The 16,805-nt window shown below is 68.2% G+C and carries 17 protein-coding genes and 5 pseudogenes; 16 read left to right on the top strand and 6 right to left on the bottom strand.

Going from position 1 to position 16,805, the window contains the following annotated elements:
• Positions 1 to 235: 235 nt before the first annotated feature.
• Both ACIBQ8_RS46475 and ACIBQ8_RS46470 read left to right on the top strand, forming a co-directional pair.
• Positions 236 to 436: pseudogene (locus ACIBQ8_RS46475) on the top strand (sigma factor); the annotation flags it as partial.
• A 34-nt stretch (positions 437 to 470) separates the two neighbouring features.
• Complete coding sequence (locus ACIBQ8_RS46470) at positions 471 to 833, top strand: hypothetical protein (protein WP_397195336.1); 363 nt, start codon at positions 471 to 473, stop codon at positions 831 to 833.
• A 325-nt stretch (positions 834 to 1,158) separates the two neighbouring features.
• On the opposite strand, the gene ACIBQ8_RS46465 is transcribed toward ACIBQ8_RS46470, so the two are convergent.
• Both ACIBQ8_RS46465 and ACIBQ8_RS46460 read right to left on the bottom strand, forming a co-directional pair.
• A complete protein-coding gene (locus ACIBQ8_RS46465) occupies positions 1,159 to 1,971 on the bottom strand; it encodes a cytochrome c biogenesis CcdA family protein (protein ID WP_397169266.1) in 813 nt (270 codons plus the stop codon).
• Positions 1,964 to 2,743 carry a DsbA family protein gene (locus ACIBQ8_RS46460; protein WP_397195333.1) on the bottom strand — a complete coding sequence of 260 codons (780 nt, stop codon included), beginning with the start codon at positions 2,741 to 2,743 and terminating at the stop codon, positions 1,964 to 1,966. Before ACIBQ8_RS46460 ends, ACIBQ8_RS46465 begins: the two co-directional genes overlap by 8 nt.
• Positions 2,744 to 3,407: 664 nt before the next feature.
• Here ACIBQ8_RS46460 and ACIBQ8_RS46455 point away from each other — a divergent pair.
• The 6 genes and pseudogenes from ACIBQ8_RS46455 to ACIBQ8_RS46430 all read left to right on the top strand — a co-directional run.
• Positions 3,408 to 3,641: a hypothetical protein gene (locus ACIBQ8_RS46455; RefSeq protein WP_397195332.1), complete on the top strand. Its 234-nt coding sequence runs from the start codon at positions 3,408 to 3,410 to the stop codon at positions 3,639 to 3,641.
• Entirely contained in the window at positions 3,638 to 4,120 is a 483-nt protein-coding gene (locus ACIBQ8_RS46450; RefSeq protein ID WP_397195331.1) for a Clp protease N-terminal domain-containing protein, read from the top strand. Before ACIBQ8_RS46455 ends, ACIBQ8_RS46450 begins: the two co-directional genes overlap by 4 nt.
• Positions 4,121 to 4,242: 122 nt before the next feature.
• Positions 4,243 to 5,136: an ABC transporter ATP-binding protein gene (locus tag ACIBQ8_RS46445; RefSeq protein ID WP_397195330.1), complete on the top strand. Its 894-nt coding sequence runs from the start codon at positions 4,243 to 4,245 to the stop codon at positions 5,134 to 5,136.
• Positions 5,133 to 5,966, top strand: coding sequence for an ABC transporter permease (locus ACIBQ8_RS46440; RefSeq protein ID WP_397195329.1), 834 nt, complete (start codon positions 5,133 to 5,135; stop codon positions 5,964 to 5,966). The genes ACIBQ8_RS46445 and ACIBQ8_RS46440 overlap by 4 nt, the downstream gene beginning before the upstream one ends.
• Positions 5,967 to 5,971: 5 nt before the next feature.
• A complete protein-coding gene (locus ACIBQ8_RS46435) occupies positions 5,972 to 6,583 on the top strand; it encodes a hypothetical protein (RefSeq protein ID WP_397195328.1) in 612 nt (203 codons plus the stop codon).
• 12 nt (positions 6,584 to 6,595) lie between these two features.
• A pseudogene (locus tag ACIBQ8_RS46430) lies at positions 6,596 to 7,093 on the top strand (DUF418 domain-containing protein); the annotation flags it as partial.
• 588 nt (positions 7,094 to 7,681) lie between these two features.
• Here the strand turns inward: ACIBQ8_RS46430 and ACIBQ8_RS46425 are convergent.
• Complete coding sequence (locus ACIBQ8_RS46425) at positions 7,682 to 8,290, bottom strand: GNAT family N-acetyltransferase (protein ID WP_397195327.1); 609 nt, start codon at positions 8,288 to 8,290, stop codon at positions 7,682 to 7,684.
• Positions 8,291 to 8,697: 407 nt separating this feature from the next.
• Between ACIBQ8_RS46425 and ACIBQ8_RS46420 the strand changes: the two genes are divergently transcribed.
• Positions 8,698 to 9,090, top strand: a complete 393-nt coding sequence (locus ACIBQ8_RS46420) for a recombinase family protein (RefSeq protein WP_397195326.1) — start codon at positions 8,698 to 8,700, stop codon at positions 9,088 to 9,090.
• Positions 9,091 to 9,253: 163 nt separating this feature from the next.
• Here ACIBQ8_RS46420 and ACIBQ8_RS46415 read toward each other — a convergent pair whose 3' ends face one another.
• Positions 9,254 to 9,745, bottom strand: coding sequence for a winged helix-turn-helix transcriptional regulator (locus ACIBQ8_RS46415; protein WP_397195325.1), 492 nt, complete (start codon positions 9,743 to 9,745; stop codon positions 9,254 to 9,256).
• 95 nt (positions 9,746 to 9,840) lie between these two features.
• On the opposite strand from ACIBQ8_RS46415, the gene ACIBQ8_RS46410 reads away from it, so the two are divergent.
• The gene (locus tag ACIBQ8_RS46410) at positions 9,841 to 10,338 is read left to right on the top strand and encodes a hypothetical protein (RefSeq protein WP_397195324.1); all 498 of its coding nucleotides are present in this window, start codon (positions 9,841 to 9,843) and stop codon (positions 10,336 to 10,338) included.
• Positions 10,339 to 10,400: 62 nt separating this feature from the next.
• Here the strand turns inward: ACIBQ8_RS46410 and ACIBQ8_RS46405 are convergent, their stop codons facing one another.
• Positions 10,401 to 10,586, bottom strand: a complete 186-nt coding sequence (locus ACIBQ8_RS46405; RefSeq protein ID WP_397195323.1) for a hypothetical protein — start codon at positions 10,584 to 10,586, stop codon at positions 10,401 to 10,403.
• Positions 10,587 to 11,340: 754 nt separating this feature from the next.
• Between ACIBQ8_RS46405 and ACIBQ8_RS46400 the strand changes: the two genes are divergently transcribed.
• A complete protein-coding gene (locus ACIBQ8_RS46400) occupies positions 11,341 to 11,664 on the top strand; it encodes a tyrosine-type recombinase/integrase (RefSeq protein WP_397195322.1) in 324 nt (107 codons plus the stop codon).
• Positions 11,665 to 12,541: 877 nt separating this feature from the next.
• On the top strand, positions 12,542 to 13,531 hold the full coding sequence (locus tag ACIBQ8_RS46395) for an aldo/keto reductase family protein (protein ID WP_397195321.1): 990 nt from the start codon (positions 12,542 to 12,544) through the stop codon (positions 13,529 to 13,531).
• A gap of 143 nt (positions 13,532 to 13,674) precedes the next feature.
• Here the strand turns inward: ACIBQ8_RS46395 and ACIBQ8_RS46390 are convergent.
• A pseudogene (locus tag ACIBQ8_RS46390) lies at positions 13,675 to 13,794 on the bottom strand (GntR family transcriptional regulator); the annotation flags it as partial.
• Between the two features lie 376 nt (positions 13,795 to 14,170).
• On the opposite strand from ACIBQ8_RS46390, the pseudogene ACIBQ8_RS46385 reads away from it, so the two are divergent.
• The 4 genes and pseudogenes from ACIBQ8_RS46385 to ACIBQ8_RS46370 form a co-directional block, all read left to right on the top strand.
• Positions 14,171 to 14,287: pseudogene (locus tag ACIBQ8_RS46385) on the top strand (transposase); the annotation flags it as partial.
• Positions 14,257 to 14,910, top strand: coding sequence for a transposase (locus ACIBQ8_RS46380; RefSeq protein WP_397195320.1), 654 nt, complete (start codon positions 14,257 to 14,259; stop codon positions 14,908 to 14,910). The pseudogene ACIBQ8_RS46385 and the gene ACIBQ8_RS46380, both read left to right, overlap by 31 nt.
• Positions 14,911 to 15,002: 92 nt before the next feature.
• Positions 15,003 to 15,428: pseudogene (locus tag ACIBQ8_RS46375) on the top strand (IS5 family transposase); the annotation flags it as partial.
• A 283-nt stretch (positions 15,429 to 15,711) separates the two neighbouring features.
• Positions 15,712 to 16,794, top strand: coding sequence for a helix-turn-helix domain-containing protein (locus ACIBQ8_RS46370; RefSeq protein ID WP_397195319.1), 1,083 nt, complete (start codon positions 15,712 to 15,714; stop codon positions 16,792 to 16,794).
• The last annotated feature ends 11 nt before the right edge of the window (positions 16,795 to 16,805 follow it).

Here is a 16,805-nt window from a genome sequence, read left to right as displayed (position 1 = left end):
TCGCCACCCGGTACGACAAACTCGCCGTCCGCTACGAAGCCACCGTCCACATCGCCGCCATCAACGACTGGCTCACGATCCTTTGAGACACGGCCTAGCCGTCGGCGCCTCACCCCGCTGCGCAGCGGCGTCATCGTCGCCGCGCCCGTGCTGGGGGCGCGTCGGTTCCAGCAGCCGCAATGTCCAGGACAACCCGGACGTGTTGCAACATCAGGCTCCCGGCGTGACCTCCAACATGCGCGTGGCGCTGCTTCAAGACCGGTTCACCGCGGAAACCGAGCGGATCCGCCGGGAGCTGCCGGCGCGCTGCTACCGCATGGTCGGCTCGGCGCACGATGTCGAGGACCTGGTGCAGGAGACGTATCTGCGGGCGTGGCGGTCCTCCTCCGGGTTCGAGGGCCGCGCGTCGATCCGATCGTGGCTTCACACGATCGCCACCAACGTCGCTGCGGCCGGCGGTCATCGCCAGCTTGCAGCGCGCCCGTGCCCGGCTGGACGAACTGGAGCCGGAGCCCGAGGAACTGCTCGAACCGACCGATCAACAGGCACGTGCGCTGCTCGACGGCTACATCGCAGCCTTCGAGCGCTCCCATGCTGGCCTGCTGGAACAGGTGCTGCGCGCGGACGCTACGCCGGAGGAGACGCCATTCCGCGACTGGCAGTCGGGCCGGACGATGTGCATCCACATGCTCGGCGCGTACGTGCTGGGCACACCGGGCGACTGGCGGATGATCGCCACCACAGCCAACGGCCAACCCGCCGCCGTCGTGTACCCCGGGATGCCGAGGGCGTTGTGGTACTGGCCCCCGCAACCACCGGGGTCACCCGCGTGATCAAGTTCCGGGATCCCACGCTGGCCGCGATGTCCGGCTTCCCGGACGTGCTCGCGCAGTGACACAGATGGCGTCGGCGGGCACCTCCCGACGGGGGTGCCCCGATGGCCGGCCGGCTCGGGTCCTCAGCGGGACCTGTCGTCCTTGACCGGGAGGTGCTCATCGTCGGGGCTGCGGTCGTCGCCACAACTGCCCCGTGGATACGCCGTACGCGATCCGCCTTGCGGCTACCTCGTGGACGATAAACTATTCCGGCCCTGCCGGCCCGCCTTTCAGGCAGCCCCCGCCAGGCGTGCCGGCTTGCGGCCGAGCGGGATCCGCTCGATCATTTCCCTGCCTTCCTCAGCCGCCGCACAACGAACACGGCCAGAGCGGCTCCCAGTCCCGCGACCACCAGCAGATCCGGCACCTGTACGGCTGCCGCCGCCTGCTGCAGGCCGGCCTCCCACGCCTCGGGGATCGGCACCGTCAGGGTGCGGGTGCCGTCGAAAGCCAGGAAGAGCGCACCGAGGCCGATGAAGGTGAGCCCGGAGGCCAAGGTGGTGGTGTGCAGGCGCAACCGGCCGAGCCGCAGGCCACGGCCGCGCAGCCAACGCCGGCGGCCGAGGTCGAAACGCTGCCACACGAGGGCCAGCACCAGCAAGGGCGCGGCCATGCCGGCGGCGTACAGGGCGAGCAGTACGGCGCCGCGCAGCGTGCTGCCGGACGCGGCGGCGATGGTGAGGACCGCGCCGAGCACCGGCCCGGCGCAGAATCCGGCCAGCCCCGAGACGGCGCCCAGCGCCAGCACGGCACCGGGCGAGTCGCCGCGGACGTGGCCGCGCAGCCGTTCCAGCGGACCGACCGCCCAGCCCTGTCCCGCCAGTTGCAGCACACCCAGCAGGATCAGCATCGCTCCCGCTGCCGTGATCAGCAGGTCCTGGTGGCCGTAGAAGAACCCGGTGATCAGTGCGGAGCCCATCCCCAGCGGGACCAGCACCGCGCACAGGCCCAGGTAGAACAGGAGTGTGCGGCCGATCAGCGCGGCATGCCCGGGGAAGGCGTAGGCGAAGAAGGCGGGCAGCAGCAGCGCACTGCACGGGCTGAGGAGAGTGAACAGCCCGCCCAGGAAGGCGGCGGCGTACCCGACCTCACTCATGCCGGGCCTTCTCGATCTGCTTGACGAACGCGGACAGCGGCTGTGCGCCGAAGAACAGCGTGCCGTTGATCAGGAACGCCGGGGTGCCGGGCATGCCCAGTTGGGCGCCGAAGGCGAAATCCTGCTCCACGGCCTCGCGCAGGGCCGGATCACGGCGGTCGGTGTCGAAGGCGGCCAGGTCGAGTCCGGCCTTGGCGGCGACCGAGCGCAACTTCTCCTCGCCGAGGCCACCGGACTGGTCAGCGTAGATCGCGTCGTGGAAGGCCCAGAACTTTCCTTGCCGAGCAGCGGCGCGGCCGGCGATCGCAGCTCGCATGGACTGGCGGCCCTGGGCGGGGAAGTCGCGCCAGAACAGCCGTACCACGCCCGTGTCGATGTAGCGGCGGCGCAACTCGGGTTCGATCTCGCGGGCGAACCTTCCGCAGTTCACGCACTTGAAGTCGCCGAACTCGACGATCGTCACCGGTGCCGACTCCATCCCGCGGGCGAGGGTGAGATCGATCGGCGGAACCGTCGGGCCTTCCCAGGTCGGTATCGGCCGCCCCGTCTCCCCCGGTGGCTCGGCGGTCTGTGTCGTGCCCGTGCCCGCCGGCTCGGTGACGGTCGGTGCCGGCTCGGTGATCGCCACCGGGCCGGCGCCGGGACCGGGGTCCGGTGGCGCATCCAGCGCGGCGACTGCGAGCGCCCCCAGCGCCACCACTGCCGCTGCCGTCATGGCCAGCACCCGGCCGCGCGAACCGAGCCGGGTCTGCTCGACAGGCTCTTCTCTCACGTGCCCCGCCCTTCCTCATGTCAGGGACAGGATCTCGTAGTTCCAGTACGGCAAGGACACGGGCGTCAACAGCGGCACGATCCAAGCGGGGGCCAATGCCGCGACGCGGACGAGCCAGGAGGAATAGGTATCTCTTCCTCAACAGCTCTGTTGCCCCTTGTGGCCACGGGCCCCTGTCTGGTCTTCAGCACACACGAGCCGACGACCTGTCTGGGTTTCGACGACCAGCGGATTCCCAGGACCCGTCGCCCCCTGTTGAACGACGCCGAGCACGATGCGCACGCCACTCTCGACCAGAAGGCCACCGTCGTCCAGCTCTTCGCCTGATGGCCCCGTCAGGTGGTCAGGCACCCCAAGGACGGCGGGGCGCTGATCCAATACGCGCTGTCGCGGACGACAACCACGACCACGACCACGACCACACCAAGACTGCCGAGGGCGGCTACATCTCGGTGCCCGAGCCGGCCCGATGGGCGATCAGTTCGTCGATGCTGCGGCGACGCTGGGGCTGATCGACGACCCATCAGTACGCCATCGCTGTCCCGCCCCTCTCCAAGCCGTCGGCCGCCGCCGTCATTGCCCACGACGGCGCCCTCACCGAGCCCTGGGCCAGCTTAAGCAACCTTGGTTGACTGCTGCAGATTAGTCAACTAGGGTTGCTTGTATGCCGGCAGAAGACGTACCCGTACCCCAGGGTCCAGCGGACGCGCTTGCGGCGGTCGTGGCGCTGCGACGCCTGGCCGACCAGCTCGAAGATGCCGCCGTGGAGCAGGCCATGCGCGCCGGGCGGGGCTGGCCGGAGGTCGCCGAGGCGCTCGGCGTCACCCGTCAGGCGGTCCACAAGAAGCACGCCAAGCGGCTCATCGCCGCCGGCGTGACGCTGAGGAGACGACAGTGAGCACGATCGACCACTACATCAACGACATCGTCGTGCGGGGAGCGGCCGAGGCACGAGAGGAAGGCTCGGCCGCCACCGAGGCCCACCACCTCCTGCTGGCCATCGCCGCCGTCGAGGGCACCGCCGCGCACCGCGTGCTGGCGACGGCAGGGCTCGGGCGGCAGGCGATCAAGGATGCGCTGGACCGGGAGTTCGAGCACAGCCTCGACGCGGTCGGGCTCCCCCTCGCCTCCCATGACCTTCCGAGGCCGTTCCGCGACCCCAAGGATCATCCGAAGCCCGGCGCCTCCGCCCGGCTCGCGCTTGAACGTGGCTTCGCCGCCGCCAAGGGCAAGAAGGACCTGCGTCCTGCCCATCTGCTGCTCGGCGTCCTGAGCGCCGACGTCGGCACCGTGCCACGCGCGCTCGCCCTGACCGGTGTCGACCGGGCCGGCTTGATCGATCGCGTCGAGGAGACGCTCCTGCGCGAAAGCTGGTAACCAGCACCCCTGCCCCCACGCTCCGGCCCGGTTCGGGCCGCGATGCGTCCTGCCCTCGTGCCGGGCTTCCGCCGGCATGCGCTCCGGCACGAGGCCATCTGATCACGAAGAGAGGTCATCTCATGACGAAGAGTAGCGGCGTCGTTCTCGACGTCGACGGGCTGCGCATGCGCTACGGCTCGCTCGACGTCCTGCACGACGTCACGTTCCAGGCCCGCCACGGCGAGGTTCTGGCCTTGCTGGGGCCGAACGGCGCAGGCAAGACCACCACGATCGAGATCCTGGAGGGCTTCCGCATCCGGTCGCAGGGCCGGGTCTCGGTGCTCGGCACCGATCCCGCGCACGGCGACGAGCGGTGGCGGGCCAGGCTCGGGATCGTGCTGCAGTCCTGGCGCGACCACGGCAAATGGCGGGTACGCGAGTTCCTCGCCCACCTCGGCACCTATTACGCCCCCTACGCCGTCCCCGGGATCGCGCGGCCCTGGGACCCCGACGGGCTGATCGAGAGGGTCGGCCTGACCGAGCACGCCGGCAAGAAGCTCAAGGCGCTGTCGGGCGGCCAGCGGCGCAGGCTCGACGTGGCGGTCGGCCTCGTGGGGCGCCCGGAGATGTTGTTCCTCGACGAGCCGACCACCGGCTTCGACCCGCAGGCCAGGTCCGACTTCCACGATCTCGTACGCGACCTGGCCGACGCCCGCGAGACCACCGTCCTGCTCACCACCCACGACCTGGACGAGGCCGAGAAGCTGGCCGACCGCATCCTCGTGCTGAACGGTGGGCGGATCGTCGCCGACGGCACCGCCGCCGAGCTGGCGCGGCGGATCGCCGGCGAGGACGAGGTGCGCTGGGTGCGCGACGGGCGGCGATACATCCACAGGACACCCGACTCGACCACGCTCGCCCGCGAGCTGTTCGCCCGCCACGGCGACCACGTCCAGGAACTGGAGGTCCACCGGGCCTCGCTGGAACAGACGTACCTGGCGCTGGTGCGCGAGGCCGAGGGGGTGGCCCGGTGAACACGACCGTACTGCGCGCGGGCTGGTCCCGGGGCCTGATCGAGCTGCGGCAGTCGTTCACCAACGGCGCCGACCTGTTCTCCCACTTCCTGTGGCCCGCCCTGATGGTGGCCACACTCTTCTTCATCCGCGACCTGCCGGCCGGCCCTCTCCTGCTCGGCGCCCTGGCCTTACCCGGCATCCTCGGCATGAACGCCGCGACCGGCATGATCAGCATGAGCCAGCAGCTCACCGCCGACCGCGAGGACGGCACGCTGCTGCGTGCCAAGGCGACCCCGCACGGGATGCCCGCCTACCTGATCGGCAAGGTGATCTCGGTGTCCGGCGGCCTGCTGGCCGACCTGGTGATCTTCCTCGTGCCCGCCGTGCTCCTCGTCGAGGGCCTGCGGATCGGCCCGGGTTCCTGGCCCGGCCTGGCCTGGGTGCTGGCGCTCGGCCTGGTCTCGACCCTGCCGATCGGCGCGGTGCTGGGCTCGGTGTTCACCAGCGCCCGTGCCCAGGGGCTGGTCCAGCTTCCGTTCCTCGCGCTGATCGGGATCTCCGGCATCTTCTACCCGATCACCTCGCTGCCCGAGTGGCTGCAGGGGATCGCCCAGGTCTTCCCGATCTACTGGATGGGCCTCGGCATGCGGTCGGCCTTGCTGCCGGACTCGGCGGTCGCCGTCGAGATCGGCGAGTCGTGGCGGCACCTGGAGACCGCCGGCGTGCTGGGCGCCTGGGCGGTGTTCGGCCTGCTCGTGGCGCCGGTCGTGCTGCGGCGGATGGCACGCGGGGAGTCCGGCTCGACGGTGGCGGCACGCCGCGAGCGTGCCCTGCAGCGGGTCGGGTGAAGGCCGTGACCGTCACGACGACGACCGGCCGGTCCCTGGCGCCGGACCTGGCCCGGGGGGTGATGTTGCTGGCGATCGCGGTGGCGCACGCGCCGGTGCTCGTCACCGGCACGGCCTTCGGGGTGCTCGACCGCGTGGCCGCGTTCCTCGATCATCTGCTCGCCCACAACCAGGCCCGGCCGATGTTCGTGTTCATGTTCGGCTACGCGCTGGGCCAGTTCGCCTACCGGCACCAGGTGAAGGGCGGGGACTGGGACTCGCTCAGGAGGCTCTTGCGGCGCCGGAGCCGATGGCTGATCGTCATCGGCTTCGTGCATGGAGTGCTCGTGCCGCTGGACATCATCGCGGTGTACGGGCTGACGTTGCTGGTGCTCGTTCCGCTGGTGCGGGCTCGGGACTCGGTGTTGTGCCGGACGGCCGCCCTGACCCTCCTCCCGGCGGTGCTCGTGACCTCCGGGCCGATCCTGCTGGCCTTCGCCGGCGCCGTGAACGTCGCGGGGGCCGGGATCATGCCGGCCGACCTCGGCTCCCACCTGCTGTCCGGCCTCCAGATGTGGCCGGTGAAGACGGTCCTGGGCACGATCGACATCATGCCGGGCATGATGCTGGGCATCTAGGCTGCTCGCCGCCGCGTCCTGGACGAGCCCCAGCGGCACCGGACCCTGCTGCGCCGCGTCACCGTGATCTGCCTCGGCATCGCGCTCGCCGGACGACTCCCAGGAGCCCTGCTGCTGTCCGGCGCGTGGACGCCCCCCGCGCCCTGGGCCGCCGTCCTCGCGCACACCCTCACCGGCCAGGCCGGCGGCATCGGCCTGGCCGCCCTCATGGGGCTCATCGCGACGCGATCGCGCCTCGGCCCCCTCACCGCCGCCCTCGTCGCCCTCGGCCAGCGCTCGCTGACCTTCTACCTGTTCCAGTCAGCGGTGTTCCTCGCCCTGTTCTACCCGTTCACGCTGGGCCTGTCCGACGACGTGGGCTTCGCCGCCGCCTTCGGCATCGCCCTCGCGGTCGGCGCCGTCTCGATCGTCCTGGCGAACTGGCTGCACCGCACAGGCCATCGAGGCCCGATGGAGGTCCTCCTACGGCGTCTGACCTACGGCCGCCACAACACAACAGCTGTCTCTTAGACCTGCTCGCGTCCGGTGAGGTTGGAGCGCGCCGACGCGGCTTCCGGCCGGACCCTGTGCGTCGGCGAGGAAGTGCGGTGGCGGCGGAGACCGGGAACACACGTCGGTCACGTGCCGGGCGCCTGCCCCGCTCCGCAGCCCCGGAGAACGGGGCGGCCCCGGCCACGATCGCCTCACCTTCCGGGCGCCGCCATGACCGCGCTGATCGCTGTGCTCAGCAGCAGAGTCGCGCCCAAGCAGTCAATACTCCGAAGGCTGACCTCACTCGCCCTGCTCGTGCAGAATCCCGGGCAAGCCGACCGGCCGCCTCATCGACCGCGCTCGACTGAGGGCGCCTGGCGAGCGCGACGCCAACATGCGCCCGTCACATCGCGTGGGCGAGAACGCCTTTCCAGGGGCGCCAGACGTTCACCGCCGTGTTCGGTGTGCGAGGTCCTTCGCCGTCGGCGTCCGCGATGTTGCCCTCGGCCGGTGGCTCCATGCGAGCGTAGACGTCTTCGGTGTCGGTAAGAAACGTGCCACACGGCCCAAACGAGGGACATCACCGCAGGTCGCTGCGGGGTGACCTTGATACCGGGGGTCTCCGGCTCAGCGGAGCCTCTCCCACATGGCGCGGGTCATCTCGTACTCGACCTCGCCCAGGTGCGTACCTGGTAGCGGGTCGTCGAACCGTGGGTAGTACGTGCGCACGTACCGCATGCCGATGGCCTGCATGACCCCCCGGGATCCGGCGTTGACGGCCATGGTCTGCGCGATCACGCGACTCTGCCCGACCGTGTCGAAGGCGTGCCGCAAAAGCGCCAGGGACGCCTCGCTGGCCAAGCCTCGACGCCAGTACCGGCGAACGAGGCGATACCCCAGATCCGAGACGGTGGGATCGTCGGGCTGATCGGGACCATGCGCCGGTGGCAGCATCATGAGTCCGATGAACTCCCCCTCCTCCTCCCGTTCCGGTGGCGTCGAACCTCGCCCCCCGCCATCGCGGACGAAGGCCATCCAGAAACCCAAGCCGTCCACCTTGCCCGTCAGGGCCATCCGCCGCGCATGAGCGGCTACCACCTCGTCCCTGGTCGGCGGCCGTCCAGCGAGATAGCGAAGCACCTCGGGATCGGAGTCGAGTCGAACCTCCAAGTCGAGGTGCCGGTCGGCGAGCGGGACGAGCAACACACGCTCGGTACGCAAGATCGGTTGAGGCATGCAGTGACCGTCGCACATTGCCGGCGGCGAAGCGATCCGATTTCGCATGAACCCGAGCGCAGACCCTGAATCCCGCTGGCTGCCTGGTTGCCAGCGCCACGGGGACACGGCTTGCCTGTGCTGACGTGCGGCTACTGGGGTGCCGTAAGAAACGTGTCATGAGCTCCAAACGAGAGCCTTGCCCACCCCGAGTCCCCCTCGGACGTGATTTGATCTCGCGCGACTTCGATCCGTAGGCGCGTCCGGCGCGTTCATCTAACGACCGTTTGACAAACACGCGCCAGATGGACCGGCGAGGCGGGGAATCCGGGCGTGATGTCCGGTTCGGGCGTTCATTTGGCCGTTCATTTTCTGCCGGCACCTCTTAGTCCGCGCACGACGTTTGATGAACGGAAGGCGGCCCCCTCGTGGCGCTCATCGGCCTGGTCCGAGCCAGCACCGACAAGCAGAAGACCCAACGCCAGCACGACGCCCTCGACCCGATCTGCCTGAAGGTGTTCGAGGAGAAGATCAGCGGCAAGCTCGCCACCGACGACCGGCCCGCCCTGCTGGAGGCGCTGTCCTACCTGCGCGACGGGGACATGCTGACCGTCCAGGAGGTCGACCGGCTCGGCCGCAACCTCCTGGAAGGGCTCATTGTCCTGAACGACCTGTTCCAGCGCGGCATTGCGGTCAAGGTGCTGGAGGGCATCGCGGCCGGCGAGCACACCGAGCGCTCCCTGATCCTCGACCTGGCCCTGGCCTTGCCAGAAGACCGGCGCCGCGACATCGTCCGCACGCATCCTCATCAGGTTGAGTAAGGCGTCGACACAACGGCCGCCATAGAAGGCCCGCCGGCAAGAATCGCGCCCCACGGCCCAAACGAGCGGCATCACCACCGCAGGTCAGCCCGGCCCAGGCGTCGGCCCCACTGCTTGGGTCATGCTTTTCGTGACATGAGCTGCTCAGTACGATCCTGGGATCTCAGGAGCTTTCCACGAAGCGCGCGCCCGGCCCGGGCGTGCGGCAGACGTCTTCCGGGGCGAGGTGGCTGTGCCCCGCAGCGCACTCGAGGACGACCTTGACCGGCTCGTCGCAGGAGTTCGCACCGTCGACGGGCCGGTGCCGGACGATGACCGACGGGCCCTGCGGGTCGGCGAGGTACGTGTCGCCCCATTCCAGGAGCGCCACGAGCGTGGGCCGCAACGCCCGGCCCTGCTCGGTGAGCTCGTAGGCGAAGCGCTGCCGATCCCCGGGCTCCTGATAGGGCACACGGCGCATCACTCCCGCGGCCACCAAGGTCTCGAGCCGAGTCGCCAGAAGATTTTTGGCGATCCCGAGGCGGGAGTGGAACTCTCCGAACCGGCGCGCGCCGTCCAGCGCTTCACGAACGATCAGCAGCGACCAGCGCTCCCCCACCACCGACAGGGCGCGCGCCACCGAGCAGTTCACCGGGTCGATTCGCCGCGTCTCCATGGGACGAGTGTACCCATCTGAGTTTACAAGCTGTACTCAGCCCTCGTAGACTCCCGGCCTGAGTTGAAAAACTAAACCCATAAAGGAGATCGGCCATGCCCATGCTCGACGTGTACATCCCCGACGGCGCGCTCCAGCCAGACACCGAGGCGGCCCTGCTGAACCGCATCACCGAGATCCTCATCCGCAACGAGGGATTCGACCCCGCCGACCCGGTGAGCCGTTCCGTCTCCTGGCTCTGGCTGCACCGACCGGCCGGCATCTACGTCGGCGGAGAACCCGCGGACGCACCTCGCTACAAGGTCGTCCCGTCCGTCCCCGAAGGCCAGCTCGACGAGCAGAAGCGTGCGAGCGTCATCGCCGAGGTCACCGAGGCGATCCTCGACGCGGAGAACGGCGCCTGGCCGCGTGACGCCAGCCGGATCTGGGTATTCCCCACCGAGATCCCCGAGGGTCACTGGGGCGGCCGGGGCCAGATCCGGCCGCTCGCAGCGATCCTCGCCCGGCTCACCGGCGACGACACCAAGCGGGCCCGTACGCTCGCGCGTGAGCGGATCGCTGCCACCCGAGCCGAACACGCCCGCCTGCCCTGATGAGCGGCGAACGAAGTGGGGATCGATGCGGCCGAGGACACAGTCGTTCGGATCAGCCCGATTCAGGCGACGTTGGCCTTGGTCACGACCTCGCCGAGGCGTTCGTCGGTGGCGTGCTGGTTCCGCCAGATGATGTAACGGCGGATCATGCTGCCCATGCACATGTAGCGGTCGAAGGCCTCAGCGTCGCTTATGTCGTCGGTGACTTCCAGTCCGCTCGTGTACGCCTCGAACTCTGGGACCTCCATCCATCCCCCCAGGGGAGGACGGTGGGAATATCTCTCCGATGTATTCGCTGTCACGGGTGTAGAGAAGCTTGCCGGGATCGGCCTCTTCCACGAAATAGGCTTCGAGTACGCGATGCTCTCCGGCGCTCAGCGCCTCTGTCAGGTGTGGCGGCACCGTCACGCCGCTGAGGGTGAGGATGGTCGACCACCCCGCCGAATGCTTTCCCGCCCAGATGATGAGTTTCCCCGGGCCGGCTTCGTATGACTGCATGGCTGTCTCAAAGTCACACGACATGCCGTCTCGGGGATCGACGCCCAGTCGGCGGGCGATCTCGTTGCCGTCTTCCGTGTCCACTCATTGGCAGCTGAACCAGAATTCCAGGCCGTGTTCGGCCAGTAGGTCCCACTGACTTTCCTCGGGAAGAGCGCGATCGGGGTTCTGCATCATTGGCCTCTTGTTGGTTGGTCTGCGGACGGTGGGGGTGTCGGCCCGTACCTGACCAACACCCCCACTTTGATACACCGACGAAGACGGCTACGGCACGACGCTCACCCAGAAGGCGAGATGGGTGGCGACATGGTATTTGTCATAGAAACTCTTCAGCGCGTTGCCGTGCCGTTCCGCCGGGCCACGGCATTCCTTCGGGGTTCTGCGCCGCCGGCTATTGGTCCCTGAAGTAGTACTTGCAGTAATTGGTTGCGGGCGTTTTGCTCCACTCATCGCCGAGGTTCGCGATCCGGTGCTCACGGGTTGCAAGTCACCGGAAACGATCCAATGGCCCGCTTGTTCACGGGCCCGAGGGGCGGTCGCATCACGACGGCGGTACTGCGTGATGCCACGCACTGGGACGAGGTGGTGGCCGCGCTCGGTTATGAGCACCTGCGCCGTCACGATCTTCACCACACCGGCCTGACGTGGATGGCCGATGCGGGAGTGCCCGTGCACGTCCTTCGTAAGATCGCCGGTCACGGGTCCCTCACGACCACGCAGCGCTATCTCCACCCGGACGGCGCTTCCATCGCCGCCGCCGGTAACGCCCTCAGCGCCCACCTCTCAGGGGGCTGGTCCCAAACTGGTCCCAAACTGAGAGCGGTCTAGATCATCGATCAAGGTTGAGTGATCAACAGAAAAGGCCAGCCGCCCTGGGCTTTCACCCAAATTGGCTGGCCTTTCGCAACCGTCGGGACGACAGGACTTGAACCTGCGACCCCTTGACCCCCAGAACATGGGAGTGAGCGTTTTCGCAAGTCATGGACCGATACAGGCTCCCCAAGAAGTTCGCCGACCTGCGGGCCGTGGCAGTACAGGTATGGCGTGCGGTCCCCAGCGGGTCCCCAAGCATCCCTCCGGGTCGGAAACAGGCCCCGACGATCGAGCCACCCACACAGCCTTGATCCCAGCCCCACCCATCCGAGTGTTCGAGCATGCAACCATCGGATGAGAAGCAAGATTTCTTAGAGCCTGTGTACAAACTGATCGTCAGGGGCGACTCAGGAGAGGCGGATCGCGCGAGTCGTCGTCCCATGAGGATGATCATCGCCCACAGGACCATGGCCTCGTGGTGCTCGGATAGCCGTTCATGTCATGTACGCACCCCCTGCGCTGGGAGATCCACGACAGCGTCCTCTCGACCACCCACCTGCGGGGCAGGGCCACGAAGCCGCCAGGCTGAAGCCGGCCCCTCACCTCAACCACCAGGAAGGAGCTCAGCCCGGCCCGTGGAACCCGGCGCCCCGCAGCGTCATGCGACGGCCCCCGCCCCAACCGCATCGGGGACGTTACGGACAGCCAGCGGAGCCACTACACAACACAGTCCGCTGAAGAATCGAGGCTAATCCCATGAATCCCCCGCGCGAAATTTGACAAATTCACCTTTATATGTTCTGGGAATTTACCTCCAGAGCTCCTTAAATTTATTTGTCAAATCGGCTCGACAAGGGCTTCGGCACTCGAAATGAAGGACTACCGTAAATGCATGGAATTTCGTCGTCTCGGCCGTAGCGGCCTCTCTGTCAGTGCGATCTCCTATGGTCACTGGCTTGCACACGACGCCGCAGACCAGGAAGAACGTGCGCGGGCGTGCGTCACGGCGGCACTGGACACGGGCATCACCACGTTCATCACCGCGGACGCGTACGCGAACACCGCGGCCGAGTCGGTGCTCGGCCGCGCCCTGAAAGGACAGCGACGGGAAGGCTTGGAGATATCCACGAAGGTGTTCTGGCCTACCGGGCCGGGCGGGCCCAATGACAAAGGCCTTGGCCGCAAGCACGTCATGGAGTCGGCACGCGCGTCGCTGCGGCGGCTGGGCACCGACTATCTCGATGTGTACCAGGCGCATCGATTTGACCGCACGGTGCCGCTGGAGGAGACCATGTTGGCGTTCGCTGACCTGGTCCGGCAGGGCCATGTGCTCTATGTCGGCGTCTCCGAATGGACGGCCGAGCAGATCACAAGGAGCGCCGCGCTCGCCCGGGAACTGCACGTGCCGTTGATCTCCAACGAGGCGCAGTACAGCACGTTGTGGCGGGTGATCGAGGCCGAGGTCATGCCGGCGTGCGAACGAGAAGGGCTCAGTCAGCTCGCCTGGTCCCCTCTTGCACAGGGCGTGCTGACGGGCAAGTACCGGCCGGGGCAGCCGTCGCCCGCCGGGTCGCGCGGCGCGGACCTGAGCGGTGCGGGCAGTTTCATCCAGCCCTTCCTGCGTGAGGACGTGCTGGTACGGGTGCAGCGGCTGCGTCCCCTGGCCGATGAGGCCGAGCTGTCCCTAGGACAGCTCGCGCTGGCCTGGGTGTTGCAGCGCCCCAATGTGGCTTCGGCGATCATCGGTGCATCGCGGCCCGAGCAGGTGAGGGAGAACGTCAAAGCGGCCGGGGTCCGGCTCGACGCCGATCTTCTGGGGCGCATCGACCAGGTGCTCGACGGCGTTGTCGAAACGAACCCGGCGCTGACGACGAGCCCGTAAAGGATGGGGGTCGGGACCGGTCGCGGCCTGGGGCGGTGTCCCTCAGAATTCGTCGTAGCCGGAGACCTGGCTGATCGGAAGATGTGCCGGTTGGCGGCGCAGATCGTCTCCAGGACGTGGATGGGTGTGTTCTCGGTCGAATAGCCGGCCCGGAGCACCTGGACGATCCACTCGCCGGGCTCAAGCTCCAGCGTCTCGCACTCGAAGGGTGTCGGCGGCCGGGCGGTCAGGTTCTCCTCCGCGTGGCCGAAGGCATAGCCCAAGGCGATCAGCGCGGACTGAAGTGACGGCTGTACGAACTCAGGACCGGTAAGTGCCCGTGTACAAACTGATCCCTGAGCCCGCTGTGCCGGACGGCAAATGGGCGAAATGGTGACGTAGCGCGAATCGTTGACGACGTGGAGCGACCTCCGGTAGTAACGGCGGTTATCGATGCCCCGTCACCAACCGGAAGGTCTGCCGCCGTTGTACGCCACCGCTCCTGCCGCTGTCCCCCACAACGAAGAAACTGCCTGCTCATGTGTGGCCTGCCGCTACTGTCGCGGAGCGCGGCGCCCGGCCCGGACCCGCTGCTACACCACCGACATGATCGACGCCGAATGGCAGGCCATCGAGCCGGTCATGCCCTGGCCGGCCTGGGTGGACGGCAACGGCGGACGCCCCGAGAAGTACTGCCGTCGCCTCATCGTGGACGCCATCCGCTACGTGGTCGACAACGGCTGCAAGTGGCGCAATCTGCCCGCCGACTTCCTGGCGCCCTGGCGCACCGTCCACGCGATCTTCACCCGCTGGTGGCAGGACGGCGATCTCTACGCCCTCCACAACGACCTGCGCGAACACGTCCGACTGGCCGAAGGACGCCAGGCCGAACCAGCGCAGGGATCATCGATTCACAGTCGCCACGGGCAGCCGAGACCGTCGCCGCCATCTCCCGCGGATACGACGCAGCCAAGAAAGTGCAGGGCCGCAAGCGGCACGTCATCGTGGACACCCTGGGCCTGCTGCTGGTCGTCATCATCACCGCCGCCGGCGTCCAGGACCGCGACGGCGCCAAGCCCGCGCTGGAACGCCTGCGCGACTGGCACGAGAGGATCTCGCTGATCTGGGCCGACAGCGCCGCGGGCAAGCTTGTCACCTGGGCCAAGAAGCACCTCCGGCTCACCCTTCAGATCATCAAACGCGGCGACGATGTCAGCGGCTTCGTGGTCCTGCCTCGCAGGTGGGTGGTCGAGAGGACGCTGTCGTGGATCTGTCAGCGCAGGCGGTGCGTCCGTGACTATGAACGGTTATCCGAGCACCACGAGGCCATGGTCCTGTGGGCGATGATCATCCTCATGGGACGACGACTCGCGCGATCCACGCCTCCCAAGCCAACCTGACGATCAGTTTGTACACGGGCACTTAGAGCACCTAACAGAATGATCTCTGTTGTGCCTTGATCTCTCGCTGTAGCCGAGCGAGAGGAGCGCAGGTGGCCAAGCCGAAGCCATGGGAGGTCAGCGATGATCTCTGGGCTGTGATCGAGCCGCTGTTACCGCAGCGTCAGCGGCGGTTCCGGCATCCAGGGCGTAGGCGGCTGGATGACCGGCTGGCACTGCAGGGCATCTTGTTCGTGCTGCACACCGGGATCGCCTGGGAGCACCTGCCGCAGGAGCTCGGCTACGGCTCGGGCATGACGTGCTGGCGACGCCTGGCCGAGTGGAACGCCTCCGGCGTGTGGCAGCGCTGCATGAGGTCCTGCTGGATCGGCTGCGGGCCGCCGACGTGCTCGACTTCTCCCGGGCCGCGGTGGACTCCTCGCAGATCAGAGCGTTAAAAGGGGGAGCAGACCGGCCCGTCCCCGGTCGACCGAGGACGAGCCGGCAGCAAGCACCACCTGATCACCGAAGCCACCGGTCGAGGCTGCCAGGGCGAGGGAACGGTGCGGCCGGTTTCGGTTGTAGTGATCGGCATATTCGGCCGGCGTTGGCCAGCACGGTTTCCAGAGCCGTGATGTTCCGGCCGGCATGATTCAGACAGCGTGCGCCGAAGAAGCGGCCAGAGCGCCGAGTACCGCTTCCACGCAGATCCTGTGGCGTGCAAGCATCGCTGGCCTGATCATGTACTCGTGGTCTGGCTGTGGTCGCTAGAGTTCGACGCGCTCCCTTGCGGCCGGGGACGGGGTTGTGGACCCTTGGACGGTGGCCGACAGCGTAGACGCGGTGTGCGATCACCCGTACCGGAGTTCCTGGATCCACCGCACAGTCAAAGCGAGCCCGGTGGTCTCCCTCTCCACCGATGCGATCCCGAGGAAGGATCGCCTGGAGTGGTGGGCGCATATCGCGGCGCACGAGGTCGTCCCGACAGCACTGTCCAGCGAGCACGCCGAGGACTTCCACGGCCGGGTGCAGTCCATCGACCTGTCGCGCGTGCGCGTGGGCGACTTCACGATGTCGCCGCTGGAGGGCCGGCGCACGCCGGCCCACATCAGCCGGCACGATCCCGAGGGTTATGAGCTGTTCCTGGTGCACAACAACGCGAACAGGCTGCGGCAGCAGGGCAACGAGTCTCTGTTACAGGCCGGCGACATGGGCTTGTTCGACACCTCCTCCCCGTACACGACCGAATTCCTCGGCACGGACCGGCCGACCCGGGTGACGCTCCTGTTCCTGCCGCGCGACGCGTTGCCGCTGACCCGCGGCCAGATGGAGCGGTTGCTGGCCACCAGGCTCCCGGCGGCCACCGGCTCAGGGGCGATGCTGGCCCGCTACCTCACCGGCCTGCTCGAACACGCGAGCGGCTGCCACCCCGCCGAGCTGCCACGTCTCGGCACCATCGGCGTGGACCTGGCCGCCGCCTTCCTGTCCGGACGCCTGGATGCCGGCCGCCAACTGTCGGCCGAGAGCCGGCACCGGATCCTGGCCGCGCGCATCGACGCCTTCATCGACCAGCATCTCGGCGACCCCGATCTGGGGCCGTCGAGCATCGCCGCGCACCACCACATCTCCGTACGCACCCTGCACGCGCTGTTCGAGCAGCGGCACGAGACCGTCAGCGCCACCATTCGCCGGCGCCGGCTCGAACGTTGTCACGCCGACCTGGCCGACCCGCGGCTGAGGGACGATCCGATCGGCGAGATCGGCGTGCGCTGGGGCTTCAGGAACGGCGCCGAGTTCAGCCGCGCGTTCCGTACCGCCTACGACCTCAGCCCGAGGGACCACCGCCGTCGTTCGCTCGCCGAACATGAGGATCACTTGCCCCCTGCGGGGCAGGACACGCCCTGACCGCCGCGGCG

Source organism: Nonomuraea sp. NPDC049646, assembly GCF_044465525.1.
Lineage (GTDB): Bacteria > Actinomycetota > Actinomycetes > Streptosporangiales > Streptosporangiaceae > Nonomuraea.
This window is presented reverse-complemented; position numbering and strand designations above follow the sequence as displayed.